Origin of the sequence: Citrobacter sp. Cf116 (assembly GCF_030336505.1) — a bacterium.
Lineage (GTDB): Bacteria > Pseudomonadota > Gammaproteobacteria > Enterobacterales > Enterobacteriaceae > Citrobacter > Citrobacter freundii.
Window position 1 is genome coordinate 598885 of record NZ_JAOWEQ010000034.1, and the last position, 14485, is coordinate 613369.

The 14485-nt window shown below is 53.0% G+C and carries 9 protein-coding genes; 8 read left to right on the top strand and 1 reads right to left on the bottom strand.

Translation table 11 applies throughout. From position 1 onward, the window contains the following. The first annotated feature begins 279 nt into the window (after window positions 1-279). Window positions 280-1659 carry a putrescine aminotransferase gene (ygjG, locus tag OGV74_RS08265; RefSeq protein ID WP_168150126.1) on the top strand — a complete coding sequence of 460 codons (1380 nt, stop codon included), beginning with the start codon at window positions 280-282 and terminating at the stop codon, window positions 1657-1659. Window positions 1660-1732: 73 nt separating this feature from the next. Here ygjG and OGV74_RS08270 read toward each other — a convergent pair whose 3' ends face one another. Continuing rightward, on the bottom strand, window positions 1733-2065 hold the full coding sequence (locus tag OGV74_RS08270) for a tRNA-binding protein (protein ID WP_003024768.1): 333 nt from the start codon (window positions 2063-2065) through the stop codon (window positions 1733-1735). Window positions 2066-2274: 209 nt separating this feature from the next. On the opposite strand from OGV74_RS08270, the gene ebgR reads away from it, so the two are divergent. The 7 genes from ebgR (at window position 2275) to OGV74_RS08305 (ending at window position 14387) form a co-directional block, all read left to right on the top strand. Then, window positions 2275-3258, top strand: a complete 984-nt coding sequence (gene ebgR, locus OGV74_RS08275; protein ID WP_003024771.1) for a transcriptional regulator EbgR — start codon at window positions 2275-2277, stop codon at window positions 3256-3258. Window positions 3259-3465: 207 nt separating this feature from the next. Then, a complete protein-coding gene (gene ebgA, locus OGV74_RS08280; protein WP_086504588.1) occupies window positions 3466-6558 on the top strand; it encodes a beta-galactosidase subunit alpha in 3093 nt (1030 codons plus the stop codon). Next, window positions 6555-7004, top strand: coding sequence for a beta-galactosidase subunit beta (locus OGV74_RS08285; protein WP_003024776.1), 450 nt, complete (start codon window positions 6555-6557; stop codon window positions 7002-7004). Before ebgA ends, OGV74_RS08285 begins: the two co-directional genes overlap by 4 nt. A 66-nt stretch (window positions 7005-7070) precedes the next feature. Continuing rightward, a complete protein-coding gene (locus OGV74_RS08290) occupies window positions 7071-8504 on the top strand; it encodes an amino acid permease (protein WP_003846220.1) in 1434 nt (477 codons plus the stop codon). Between the two features lie 207 nt (window positions 8505-8711). Further along, window positions 8712-9773, top strand: a complete 1062-nt coding sequence (gene ygjJ, locus OGV74_RS08295) for a protein YgjJ (protein ID WP_003841480.1) — start codon at window positions 8712-8714, stop codon at window positions 9771-9773. A 15-nt stretch (window positions 9774-9788) separates the two neighbouring features. After that, complete coding sequence (gene ygjK / locus OGV74_RS08300) at window positions 9789-12140, top strand: alpha-glucosidase (RefSeq protein WP_003024783.1); 2352 nt, start codon at window positions 9789-9791, stop codon at window positions 12138-12140. A 228-nt stretch (window positions 12141-12368) separates the two neighbouring features. After that, window positions 12369-14387: an oxidoreductase gene (locus OGV74_RS08305; RefSeq protein ID WP_086504590.1), complete on the top strand. Its 2019-nt coding sequence runs from the start codon at window positions 12369-12371 to the stop codon at window positions 14385-14387. Window positions 14388-14485 lie beyond the last annotated feature (98 nt).

Below are 14485 nucleotides of genomic sequence, written 5' to 3' on the forward strand. Positions count from 1 at the left end.
AAATACTTTCATCCAGTAACTATTCAATATTACTTCTACCAGCGCACTGTCACAGTGCAAATATTGCCCATTTTTAGAGCAAATTTGCGTTTATTCGATCTGTTTTCAGGCTCCTGACTTGGGCAAAATGCCAGCAAATGTTAAATAATGGCATTAAATGTTGCGCAAATAAGATGTTTCCTGGTGTTTATCCCGATTTTTGCTAAGCGCGCCGGAATGGCGCAATCCCTGCAATACTTAAATCAGTATCATGTGATACGCGAGCTCCGGGAGCATATTTTGAACAGGTTACCTTCCAGCGCATCGGCCCTGGCCTGCAGCGCACACGCACTGAATCTCATCGAAAAGCGCACGCTTGATCATGAGGAAATGAAATCGTTAAACCGAGAGGTGATTGAGTACTTCAAGGAGCATGTCAATCCGGGGTTCTTAGAGTATCGAAAATCTGTAACTGCAGGCGGGGATTACGGAGCCGTAGAGTGGCAAGCGGGAAGCCTGAATACGCTTGTCGACACCCAAGGGCAGGAGTTCGTCGATTGCCTGGGTGGTTTTGGAATTTTCAACGTGGGGCACCGTAATCCAGTCGTGGTTTCCGCCGTACAGAATCAACTCGCGAAACAACCTCTGCACAGCCAGGAGTTACTTGACCCTCTGCGGGCCATGCTGGCAAAAACTCTCGCCGCACTGGCGCCCGGTAAACTGAAATACAGTTTCTTCTGTAACAGCGGGACCGAGTCGGTTGAAGCCGCCCTGAAGCTGGCGAAAGCGTATCAATCACCGCGCGGTAAATTTACGTTTATTGCCACCAGCGGCGCATTCCACGGTAAATCACTGGGCGCGCTGTCCGCCACGGCTAAATCTACCTTCCGCAAACCCTTTATGCCGCTGCTGCCGGGCTTCCGTCATGTGCCGTTTGGCGATGTTAACGCGATGCGCACCATGCTCAGCGAGTGTAAAAAGACCGGTGACGATGTCGCAGCCGTGATCCTCGAACCCATCCAGGGTGAAGGGGGGGTGATCCTGCCGCCACAAGGCTATTTAACCGCTGTTCGTAAACTTTGCGATGAGTTCGGCGCACTGATGATCCTTGACGAAGTGCAGACCGGGATGGGGCGTACCGGCAAGATGTTCGCCTGTGAGCACGAAAATGTGCAGCCCGACATTATGTGTCTGGCCAAAGCGTTAGGCGGCGGCGTGATGCCCATTGGCGCAACCATTGCCACCGAAGAGGTGTTCTCCGTCCTGTTCGACAATCCTTTCCTGCATACCACCACGTTTGGCGGCAACCCGCTCGCTTGTGCGGCTGCGCTGGCCACCATTAACGTCCTGCTGGAGCAAAATTTACCGGCTCAGGCGGAGCAGAAAGGCGACATGTTGTTGGATGGTTTCCGTCAGCTTGCGCGGGAATACCCGGACCTGGTACATGATGTACGCGGCAAAGGCATGCTGATGGCGATTGAGTTTGTCGATAATGAAATCGGCTATAACTTTGCCAGTGAGATGTTCCGCCAGCGGGTGCTGGTCGCTGGGACGCTGAACAATGCCAAGACGATCCGCATCGAACCGCCGCTAACGTTAACGATCGAGCAATGCGATCTGGTGTTGCGATCAACACGCAAAGCCCTGGCAGCATTACGGGTGAGCGTGGAGCAGATGTAACAGATGTCTGTCCGGCCTGCGTGAGCAAACGTAGGCCGGATAAGGCGTAGCCGCCATCCGGCATCAGCACAATTTAAACAATCCGTACGCCTGCAGGCATCACCCGTTCTGGCGTTAACAGCACGCTTTCGCTGCCATCGTCCGTCTCAGCGCACAGCAGCATACACTCTGATGTTTCACCGCGCATTTTGGCCTTTTGCAGATTACACAGCACCACCACCGTTTTCCCCATCAGCTCCTCTTCGCTGTAATAAGGCACCAGGCTGGTCACGGTTTGCAGCGTACGCTCTCCCACATCAACCTGTACGATATACAGCTTATCGGCATTGTCATGGCGCTTAACCTGTGCGATTTTTCCAACACGTATTTCCATGCGGGCAAAATCAGCAAATGCGACAGTATCCATTGTTTTCTCCTTTGGTAAAATTTTACTAAATACTAGCAAACTATTTTCCGGGCATTGTTCTCAAAAGCGGGGAAATGACGTATCCATCACACTCTGCAAGCCCAGTTTTACCCCGAGCATGTCAATTAAACGTGCTTTTTTTACTGAAAACAGATGAATAGATAAGCACTTCATTTACAATGCGCAGGTAACTCAGGGAAAAGGCAAACATGGCAACACTTAAAGACATCGCAATCGAAGCTGGCGTGTCCCTGGCGACAGTGTCCCGGGTTTTAAACGATGACCCCACGCTGAATGTAAAAGAAGAGACCAAGCATCGCATTCTGGAGATCGCGGAAAAGCTGGAGTACAAAACCAGCAGCGCCCGTAAGAACCAGACCAGCGCACTCGGCCCCCAGCATATTCTGGCGCTCTACAGCTATCAGCAGGATTTGGAAATCAACGATCCTTACTATCTCGCGATCCGCCATGGGATTGAAACCCAGTGCGAGAAGCTGGGGATTGAACTGACCAACTGCTATGAGCACAGTGGGTTGCCGGAGAGCAAAAACATTACCGGCATTCTTATTGTCGGCAAGCCTTCTCCTGCGCTGCGCGAGGCGGCAACAGCGCTTACCGACAACATCTGCTTTATCGATTTTCATGAACCCGGCAGTGAATATGACGCTGTCGATATCGATCTGGCCCGCATCAGTAAAGAGAGCATCGACTACTTCATCGCCCAGGGCGTGACCCGCATTGGCTTCATCGGCGGCGAAGATCAGCCTGGCAAGGCTGATATCCGCGAAGCCGCGTTTGTCGAATACGGTCGCCTGCAGCAGGTCGTTTCAGAACAAGATATTTATCGCGGTGGCTTCTCCAGTTCATCAGGCTATGAACTGGCCAAAAAAATGCTGGCGAAAGCCGACTATCCCAGCGCCCTGTTTGTAGCTTCTGACTCGATTGCTATTGGCGTTCTGCGCGCCATTCACGAGCGTGGACTGAACATTCCGCAGGATATTTCGCTGATTAGCGTTAATGATATCCCGACGGCGCGCTTCACCTTTCCTCCGCTTTCCACCGTACGCATCCATTCAGAAATGATGGGCAGTCAGGGCGTCAACCTGCTGTTTGAGAAAGCCCGCGACGGACGTGCACTTCCCCTGCTGGTTTTTGTTCCCAGCAAGCTGAAACTGCGCGGCACCACCCGCTAAAATCCCCCGTTAATCCGTCCGGTTTCTGCTGAAGCCGGGCGCGCATTGTCATGCATTTTTTTCTGCGCCCGAATTATTTTCGTGATCCAGTTAAAGTAAATCACCTCACTCGCTATATTTTAGTAAAACTTTTACTAAAATCACCATCAATTACACTTACTCACCATTAAAATGAATGGTTCCGATTTTTCTCCACCGGGAGGCCTTATGAATCGCTGGGAAAACATTCAGCTCACCCACGAAAATCGACTGGCGCCACGCGCATATTTTTTCTCTTACGACTCCGTTGCGCAGGCTCGCTCGTTTGCCCGCGAAACCAGCAGCCTCTTTCAGTTGCTGAGCGGTCAGTGGAATTTCCAGTTCTTTGAGCATCCGCTGCAGGTGCCGGAAGCCTTTACGTCGCAGTTTATGAGCGACTGGGGCAACATCACCGTCCCCGGTATGTGGCAGATGGAAGGGCACGGCAAGCTGCAGTATACCGACGAAGGTTTTCCTTTCCCGATTGATGTCCCCTACGTGCCGACCAATAACCCCACCGGAGCCTACCAGCGTATTTTCTCTCTCAGCGAAGGCTGGCAGGGCAAACAGACGCTGATTAAATTTGATGGCGTAGAAACCTACTTCGAAGTTTACGTGAATGGTCAGTATGTTGGCTTCAGCAAAGGCAGTCGCCTGACGGCCGAGTTTGATATCAGCGCAGTGGTGAAAACCGGTGACAACCTGCTGTGCGTTCGCGTCATGCAATGGGCTGATTCCACCTACGTTGAAGACCAGGATATGTGGTGGTCGGCGGGAATTTTCCGCGACGTCTATCTGGTCGGCAAACAGGCGACCCATATCCAGGATTTTACCGTTCGTACCGATTTCGATGATGACTATCGCGATGCCACCCTCTCCTGCGACATCGTGCTGGAAAACATCGCCTCCACGCCAACGATGGCATCGCTCGAATACACTTTGTTTGACGGTGAGCAGACGCTGCATAGCGGCGTGATTAACGCTCTGACGGTGGATAAACTCACCCGCACCGCGTTCAATTTCAAGGTCAGCGCACCACAGCAGTGGTCGGCGGAATCGCCGTATCTCTATCATCTGGTGATGACCCTGAAAGATGCCAGCGGCAACATCCTTGAGGTTGTGCCGCAGCGCGTCGGATTCCGCGATATCAACGTTCGCAACGGTCTGTTTTACATCAATAACCGCTATGTCATGCTGCATGGCGTCAACCGTCATGATAACGATCATCTCAAGGGTCGCGCGGTCGGTATGGATCGCGTGGAAAAAGATCTGCTGTTAATGAAGCAGCACAACATCAACTCCGTACGCACCGCCCATTACCCGAACGATCCACGTTTCTATGAATTGTGCGATATCTACGGTTTGTTCGTCATGGCCGAAACCGACGTTGAATCTCACGGCTTCGCTAATATCGGCGATATCAGCCGGATCACCGACGATCCGCTGTGGGAAAATGTCTACGTTGAGCGCATCGTACGCCACGTCCACGCGCAGAAAAACCACCCGTCGATCGTCATCTGGTCGCTCGGCAATGAATCCGGCTACGGCTGTAATATTCGCGCCATGTACCACGCGGCAAAAGCGCTGGATGACACGCGTCTGATCCACTACGAAGAAGATCGTGACGCCGAAGTGGTGGATATCATTTCCACCATGTACACCCGCGTACCGTTGATGAATGAGTTTGGTGAATACCCACATCCTAAACCGCGCATCATCTGCGAATATGCTCACGCAATGGGCAACGGCCCCGGCGGGCTAACGGAATATCAGAACGTCTTCTATCAGCATGATTGCATTCAGGGACACTATGTCTGGGAGTGGTGCGATCATGGGATTCAGGCCAAAGATACCGACGGTAACGTCTGGTACAACTATGGCGGTGACTACGGCGACTACCCGAACAACTACAACTTCTGCCTTGATGGCCTAATTTATTCCGATCAAACCCCAGGCCCGGGTCTGCAAGAGTACAAGCAGGTAATTGCACCAGTGAAAGTGCGCGCGCAGGATCTGGCTCGCGGCGAGCTGCGGGTAGAAAACAAACTGTGGTTTACCACGCTTGACGACTACACCTTGCATATTGAGGTTCGCGCCGAAGGAGATACGCTCTCTGCTCAGCAGATAAAACTGCGCGACGTTCCTCCCAACAGCGATACGCTGCTGCAATGCACGTTGCCGGAGCTGGATGCGCGCGAGACGTTCCTCAACGTCACCGTGACGAAAGATTCCCGCACGTTATACAGCGAAGCCGGGCATCACATCGCGACTTATCAGTTCCCGCTGAAGGCCAGAACGGTGACTGCCGTACCGTTCAGTCTGCAAAACGCCACCCCTTTGACGCTGGAAGAGAACCGCCAGAGCTGCACCGTTCGCGGTTATAACTTCCATCTGACGTTCTCAAAGCTGACCGGTAAACCCATTAGCTGGAACGTCAATGGTGAAGAGCTGATTACCCGCGAGCCGAAGATTAATTTCTTCAAACCAACCATAGATAACCACAAGCAAGAGTTCGAAGGCCTCTGGCAGCCAAATCATATACAGATAATGCAGGAGCATCTGCGCGACTTTACCTTTGAGCAAACCGAAGATGCGCTGCTCATCACCAGCCAAACGATTATCGCCCCGCCGGTATTTGATTTCGGTATGCGCTGCACCTATCGCTGGCGGATTGCCGCAGACGGTCAGTTGAATGTGGAGCTTTCCGGCCAGCCTTACGGCGAGTACCGGGACATTATTCCGTGTATCGGCTTCACGATGGGCATCAGCGGTGATTTGGGACAGGTGGCCTGGTACGGACGTGGTCCTGGTGAAAACTATGCCGATAGTCAGCAGGCCAACATCATCGACATTTGGCGCAGCAGCGTGGATGAGATGTTCGAGAATTATCCGTTCCCGCAAAACAACGGCAATCGTCAGGACGTGCGTTGGGCAACGCTAACCAGTCGTCACGGTAACGGTTTGCTAGTGATTCCGCAGCGCCCTGTCAACCTGAGCGCCTGGCGCTATACGCCAGAAAATATCTTTGCCGCACAGCACTGTAATGAGCTGCAGCACAGCGATGACATCACCCTTAATCTGGACCATCAGCTACTGGGCTTAGGTTCTAACTCGTGGGGAAGCGAGGTACTTGATTCCTGGCGCGTCTGGTTTACGTCATTCAGCTACGGCTTCACGTTGTTGCCGGTTTCCGGCAGTGAGTCTGGCGCTCAAACCACCGCCAACCGTGCTTTTGGCACCGGATTCTTTTCCACGAATATGCACAGCGAGAATACAAAATGAGGATCATCGACAACTTAGAGCAGTTCCAGCAACGCTATGCTTCGGGTCGGAAATGGCAACGCTGCGTCGAGGCCATTGAAAATATTGACAATATTCAGCCAGGCGTCGCTCACTCTATCGGTGATTCTCTGAGCTACCGTGTAGAGACAGACTCTGCAACCGATGCGCTGTTTACCGGTCATCGTCGTTATTTTGAGATCCATTACTACCTGCAAGGACAGCAAAAAATAGAGTATGCCGCCAAAGAGGATCTCCAGGTGGTTGAATATTATCGCGATGAAACCGACCGCGAATATTTGAAAGGCTGCGGAAAAACCGTAGAAGTGCACGAAGGACAAATGGTTATTTGTGACAACCATGAAGCCTATCGTTTTATCTGTAATAGCGTAGTGAAGAAAGTCGTACTCAAAGTCACCATCGAAGATGGTTATTTTCATAACAAATAAAAAGCACAGGCGGCGCCGACGTTGCGCCGCCAGTACCCTATAATAATCAGGAATCGGAGATGTGCTATGTCTGATACCAAACGTAATACCATCGGCAAGTTCGGCTTACTTTCACTCACCTTTGCCGCGGTTTATAGTTTTAATAACGTTATCAACAATAATATTGAGCTTGGTCTGGCATCCGCACCGATGTTTTTCCTCGCGACAATTTTCTACTTTATTCCATTCTGCTTAATCATCGCCGAATTTGTTTCGCTGAATAAAAACTCCGAAGCCGGTGTCTACGCATGGGTGAAAAGCTCGCTGGGCGGGCGCTGGGCCTTTATTACCGCCTACACCTACTGGTTCGTTAACCTGTTCTTTTTTACCTCGTTACTCCCGCGCGTTATCGCCTATGCCTCGTACGCATTTTTAGGCTACGAATACATTCTGACGCCGTTCGCCACAACCGTGTTAAGTATGGTGCTGTTTGCCTTCTCGACCTGGGTTTCGACCAACGGTGCAAAAATGCTGGGGCCGATTACCTCCGTCACCTCCACGTTAATGCTGCTGCTGACGCTGTCCTACATTTTACTGGCGGGTACTGCGTTGGTGGGCGGCGTGCAGCCTGCTGACCCCATCACCGTTGATGCAATGATCCCGAATTTTAACTGGGCATTCCTCGGTATTACCACCTGGATATTCATGGCGGCAGGCGGCGCGGAGTCCGTGGCGGTATATGTCAACGACGTCAAGGGCGGGTCAAAATCGTTCGTGAAGGTTATTATCATTGCCGGGATTTTTATCGGCGTGCTTTATTCCATCTCCTCGGTGCTGATCAACGTCTTCGTCAGCAGCAAAGAGCTGAAGTTTACCGGTGGATCGGTGCAGGTATTCCACGGTCTGGCGGCATACTTTGGTCTGCCGGAACTCATCGTTAACCGCTTTGTCGGCCTGGTCTCCTTTACCGCGATGTTCGGCTCTCTGCTGATGTGGACCGCAACGCCGGTGAAGATCTTCTTCTCTGAAATTCCGGCGGGTATTTTCGGTAAAAAAACCGTCGAACTGAATGAAAACGGCGTACCGGCCCGCGCAGCGTGGATCCAGTTTCTGATCGTTATCCCGCTGATGATTATCCCAACGCTCGGTTCCAATACCGTGCAAGACTTAATGAACACCATCATCAACATGACCGCCGCCGCATCGATGCTGCCGCCGCTGTTTATTATGCTGGCCTACCTGAATCTGCGCGCAAAACTGGACCACTTACCGCGCGACTTCCGTATGGGTTCGCAAAAAACCGGCATTATTGTGGTATCAATGCTGATCGTCCTGTTCACTATCGGATTTATTGCCTCTACCTTCCCGAGCGGCGGAAATATCATAACCATTATTTTCTATAACGTCGGTGGGATTGTTATTTTCCTCGGTTTTGCCTGGTGGAAATACAGTAAATACATCAAAGGGCTAACTAAAGAAGAAAAAGCTATTGAGGCTGCTCCCGCTTCAAATATCAATTAATGACTAAAACATAATAACAATAAACAATATTCTCCAAGGCTATAACCAAAATAATTCGAGTTGCATGAAGGCGGCAAGTGAGTGAATTCCCAGGAGCATAGATAACTATGTGACTGGGGTGAACGAACGTAGCTAATGCACATGCAGCTTGAAGTATGAAGGGTATATAACAATAAAAATTATATTTTATTTGCTTAGGATCGAAGCATGAATAACATTAGCCATTATTGCAGGGCAATTATTGCCCTGCCCTTTTTCTGCGTCTCTTCTCTGGGTGCAGAAGAAGTTCGCCCTGCTGAACACGACGATACGAAAACACCTGCCATAACCTCCCCCTCTTTTCGTTTTTATGGCGAATTGGGCATGGGTGGATATATGGATTTAGAAGGAAAAGATAAGCATAAATACAGCGACGGTACTTACATTGAAGGTGGCCTGGAGATAAAACACGGTTCATGGTTTGGTCTGATCTACGGCGAGGGCTGGACCGTGCAGGCCGACCATCAAGGCAATGCCTGGGTTCCTGACCATAGCTGGGGCGGATTCGAAGGCGGGATCAACCGCTTTTACGGTGGTTACCGTACCGATGCTGGAACAGAGGTGATGCTCAGCCTGCGCCAGGACTCCTCGCTGGATGACCTGCAATGGTGGGGGGATTTCACGCCAGACCTGGGCTACGTTATTCCGAATACCCGAGACATCATGACCGCCATTAAGGTACAAAACCTGACCGGCCCTTTGCGCTATAGCGTGACCGCTACACCCGCCGGACATCACGATGAAAGCAAAGCCTGGTTGCACTTTGGTAAATACGATCGCTACGACGATAAATATACCTATCCGGCTATGATGAATGGCTACATCCAGTACGACCTGACTGAAGGCGTAACCTGGATGAACGGTCTGGAGATAACGGACGGTACCGGACAGCTGTTCCTGACCGGCATCCTCTCGCCCAACTTCGCCGCCCGCGCGTGGCACCACACGGGTCGCGCCGACGGGCTGGATGTATCCGGCACCGAGACCGGCTATATGGTCAGCGCGATGTATGAAGCGCTAAAAGGCGTTTACCTCTCCACCGCATATAGCTACGCCAAACACCGACCGGATCGCGCCGAGGAAGAAACCACGTCCTTTATGCAGTTCGGTATCTGGTATGAATACGGCGGCGGACGTTTCGCTACCGCCTTCGACAGCCGGTTCTATATGCAGAATGCATCTGGTGATCCGAGCGACCAAATCTTCCTGATGCAATATTTCTATTGGTAACAAGGACCGGAACCCATGAATATCAAACCTCTTCTTACGCCGCTGGCCTGCCTCCTGCTGATGAACGTCTCTGCGCATGCCGCCAGCGTTAATGACTTCAAAAACATCATTAATCGCACCGGTGCGCCGGACTACATGCATGACTACGATCACGACGACCACCAGCGTTTTAATCCCTTTTTCGACCTCGGCTCATGGCATGGGCATCTGTTGCCAGATGGCCCCGCAACAATGGGCGGCTTTCCTGGCGTCGCACTGCTGACCGAAGAGTACATCAACTTTATGGCCAATAATTTTGACCGGCTGACGGTGTATCAGCACGGTAAAAAGGTCGATTTTGCCCTCGAGGCTTACAGCATTCCCGGGGCGCTGGTACAGAAATTGTCATCAAAAGATGTACAGGTAGAGATGACGCTACGCTTCGCCAGTCCGCGCACTTCGCTGCTGGAAACCAAAATCACCAGCAACTCGCCGCTGGATCTGGTTTGGGACGGCGAACTGCTGGAAAAACTGGAGGCAAAAGAGGGAAAAGCCCTGTCGGATAAAACCATTGATGGCGAGTTCCCTGGCTATCAGCGCAAAATCACCGCCACGCACGACGGCCTGAAAGTCACCTTCGGCAAGGTGCGTTCAACCTGGGATCTGCTCACCTCCGGCGAGTCGGAGTATCAGGTGCATAAATCTGTCGCCATGAAAACCACGGTTAATGGTCATCGCTTCACGGGGAAGACCCATATCAACGGTTCGACGACGATTTACACCACCTGGTCTCATCTGCTTACCGCCGAAGATGTGGCAAAAGAGCAACCGCAGATCCGCGATATTCTGGCGCGTCCTTCTTCTTACATGCTCGCCTCGCAGCAGCGCTGGGACGACTATCTCAAGAAAGGCTTAAACAACCCGGACGCCACGCCAGAACAAACCCGAGTGGCGGTGAAGGCGATCGAAACGCTGAACGGTAACTGGCGATCGCCGGGCGGCGCGGTAAAACACAATACCGTGACACCGTCGGTTACCGGCCGTTGGTTCTCCGGCAACCAGACCTGGCCGTGGGATACCTGGAAGCAGGCCTTCGCCATGGCGCACTTTAACCCGGAGATCGCCAAAGAGAACATCCGCGCCGTCTTTTCATGGCAGATTAAACCCGGCGATCCCGTTCGCCCGCAAGACGCCGGATTCATTCCCGACCTGATTGCCTGGAACCTTAGCCCCGAGCGCGGCGGCGACGGCGGCAACTGGAACGAGCGTAACACCAAGCCAAGCCTCGCGGCCTGGTCGGTAATGGAAGTCTACAACGTCACCAAGGATAAGGCCTGGCTCGAAGAGATGTATCCAAAGCTGGTTGCATATCACGACTGGTGGCTGCGAAACCGCGATCATAACGGCAACGGCGTACCGGAATACGGCGCGACTCGCGATAAAGCCCACAATACCGACAGCGGTGAAATGCTGTTTACGGTGAAAAATGGCGACAAGGAAGAAACCCTATCCGGACTGAAAAACTACGCCAACATCACCAGTAAAGGCCAGTATGACAGCCTCGAGATCCCAGCACAGGTTGCTGCTTCCTGGGAATCCGGGCGTGACGATGCGGCAGTCTTTGGTTTTATCGACAAAGAGCAACTGGATAAATACGTCGCTAACGGTGGGAAACGCAGCGACTGGGTGGTGAAATTTGCCGAAAACCGCAGTAACGACGGTAAGTTGCTGGGTTACTCGCTGCTGCAGGAATCGGTCGATCAGGCCAGCTATATGTACAGCGACAACCATTATCTGGCGGAGATGGCGACCCTGCTCGGTAAACACAAAGAAGCGCAGCGCTACCGCCAGTTGGCGCAAAAACTGGCGGATTACATCAATACCTGCATGTTCGACCCAGACACCCGATTCTTCTATGACGTGAGGATCGAAGATACCCCGTTGACCAACGGCTGTGCGGGTAAACCAATCGTCGAACGTGGCAAAGGGCCGGAAGGCTGGTCGCCGCTGTTTAACGGGGCGGCAACGCAGCCCCATGCGGATGCGGTGGTTAAGGTGATGCTCGATCCCAACGAGTTCAACACCTTTGTCCCACTTGGTACTGCAGCGCTGACCAACCCCGCCTTCGGCGCGGACATCTACTGGCGCGGGCGCGTCTGGGTGGATCAGTTCTGGTTCGGACTAAAAGGGATGGAGCGTTACGGCTATCGCGATGAAGCGTTAAAACTGGCGGATACCTTCTTCAGCCACGCCAAAGGCCTCACCGCTGACGGTCCGATTCAGGAAAACTATAACCCATTGACCGGTGCACAGCAGGGCGCGCCAAACTTCTCCTGGAGCGCGGCGCATCTCTATATGCTGTACAACGATTTTCTTAAAAAACAGTAATCTGTGACATACCGCCGGATGGCGCTTCGTTTATCCGGTCTACAAAGACACATTTTCACAGGCCGGATTAGGTGCTTGCACCGATATCCGGCATATTCATTCTCTGGCCCCACTCCTTTTTTGAATCCCATCACAATCACGGCATTCCCCTTTTCCCTTTTACGTGGCGACGGCTAAATTAGAACTCATCCGACCACATAACAATAATTTTACATACTGGACACCTTTATGAGCTATCCGTCGCTGTTCGCCCCGCTCGATTTAGGCTTCACCACGCTTAAAAACCGCGTGCTGATGGGTTCAATGCATACCGGGCTGGAGGAGTATCCCGACGGTGCAGAACGACTGGCCGCGTTCTACGCCGAGCGCGCTCGCCACGGGGTCGCGTTAATTGTGAGCGGAGGCATTGCGCCTGCGCTTTCCGGCGTGGGGATGGAAGGCGGCGCGATGCTCAACGACAGCAGCCAGCTTGCACACCATCGCGTCATTACCGATGCCGTGCATGACGAAGGCGGCAAAATCGCCCTGCAAATCCTACACACCGGGCGTTACAGCTACCAGCCGCATCTGGTGGCACCATCTGCTATTCAGGCCCCCATTAACCGCTTTACGCCACATGAGCTGACGCACGATGAAGTGCAGCAGTTGATTGAAGATTTTGCCCATTGCGCCCAACTGGCGCGGGAAGCGGGCTACGATGGCGTAGAAGTGATGGGGTCGGAAGGGTATCTCATCAACGAATTCCTGACTCTGCGTACCAACCAGCGCGATGACCAATGGGGTGGTGAGTATGCCAACCGCATGCGTTTTGCCGTTGAGGTGGTGCGAGCGGTACGTCAGCGTGCCGGTAATGACTTTATTATTATCTTCCGCCTGTCGATGCTCGATCTGGTAGAAAACGGCGGAACCTTCGACGAAACCGTCCAGTTGGCGCAGGCTATAGAAGCCGCCGGGGCCACCATTATTAACACCGGTATTGGCTGGCATGAGGCGCGTATTCCCACTATCGCGACCCCGGTACCGCGCGGCGCGTTTAGTTGGGTGACGCGTAAGCTGAAAGGGCATGTGACGATCCCACTGGTCACCACCAACCGCATTAACGATCCCCAGGTCGCCGATGACATTCTGGCCCGTGGCGATGCCGATATGGTGTCGATGGCCCGTCCGTTCCTCGCCGATGCCGAACTGCTGTCAAAAGCGCAAACCGGACGAGCGGATGAGATTAACACCTGTATCGGCTGTAACCAGGCCTGTCTGGATCAGATCTTTGTCGGCAAAGTCACCTCTTGCCTGGTGAATCCGCGCGCATGCCATGAAACCAAAATGCCGATCGTTGCGGCAGCTGTGCCGAAGAATCTGGCGGTTGTCGGTGCGGGTCCTGCGGGCCTCGCCTTCGCCATTAATGCCGCTGCACGCGGACATCACGTCACGCTGTTTGACGCACATGGCGAAATTGGCGGGCAGTTTAATATCGCCAAACAGATCCCCGGCAAAGAAGAATTCTATGAAACCCTGCGCTACTACCGCCGGATGATCGACGTGACTGGCGTGACCCTGAAGCTGAATCATTTTGTCAGCGCACACGATCTGCACACTTTCGACGAAGTGATCCTTGCCAGCGGGATCGAGCCACGTATGCCGCCGATCGAGGGGATCGAACATCCAAAAGTGCTGAGCTATCTCGACGTTCTGCGCGATAAAACGCCAGTGGGCAAACGCGTAGCGATCGTTGGCTGCGGCGGGATTGGTTTCGATACAGCCATGTATCTGAGTCAACCCGGTGAAGCCACCAGCCAGAACATTGCGGAGTTCTGCGTGGAATGGGGGATCGACACCAGCCTGCAACAGCCTGGCGGCTTACGCCCGGAAGGTCCGCACTTATCCCGCAGCCCGCGCCAGATAGTGATGTTGCAGCGTAAAGCCAGCAAACCGGGGCAAGGTTTAGGTAAAACGACGGGCTGGATCCATCGCGCCACCCTGCTCTCACGCGGCGTGAAAATGATCCCGGCAGTCAGCTACCAGAAGATTGATGATGATGGGTTACACGTCGTGTTGAATGGCGAACCGGTGATCTTTAACGTGGATAACGTGGTGATTTGCGCCGGACAAGAGCCACGCCGTGAACTGGTCGATCCGCTGCACGCGGCAGGTAAAACGGTGCATCTGATCGGCGGCTGCGATGTGGCGATGGAACTGGATGCCCGACGCGCTATTGCGCAGGGGACCCGCTTAGCGCTGGAGATTTAACACGTTGTATCCCGTAGGTCGGATAAGGCAACTGCGCACATCTTTGCCTGATGGCGCTACGCTTATCAGGCCTACGATGCAGCTCGTGTAGGCCGGAT

Coding starts and splice junctions, on each gene's coding strand:
- OGV74_RS08270 (WP_003024768.1), bottom strand. CDS start 2,065: ATGGATACTGTCGCATTTGCTGATTTTGCCCGCATGGAAATACGTGTT.
- OGV74_RS08305 (WP_086504590.1), top strand. CDS start 12,369: ATGAGCTATCCGTCGCTGTTCGCCCCGCTCGATTTAGGCTTCACCACG.
- OGV74_RS08285 (WP_003024776.1), top strand. CDS start 6,555: ATGAGGATCATCGACAACTTAGAGCAGTTCCAGCAACGCTATGCTTCG.
- ebgR (WP_003024771.1), top strand. CDS start 2,275: ATGGCAACACTTAAAGACATCGCAATCGAAGCTGGCGTGTCCCTGGCG.
- ygjK (WP_003024783.1), top strand. CDS start 9,789: ATGAATATCAAACCTCTTCTTACGCCGCTGGCCTGCCTCCTGCTGATG.
- OGV74_RS08290 (WP_003846220.1), top strand. CDS start 7,071: ATGTCTGATACCAAACGTAATACCATCGGCAAGTTCGGCTTACTTTCA.
- ebgA (WP_086504588.1), top strand. CDS start 3,466: ATGAATCGCTGGGAAAACATTCAGCTCACCCACGAAAATCGACTGGCG.
- ygjJ (WP_003841480.1), top strand. CDS start 8,712: ATGAATAACATTAGCCATTATTGCAGGGCAATTATTGCCCTGCCCTTT.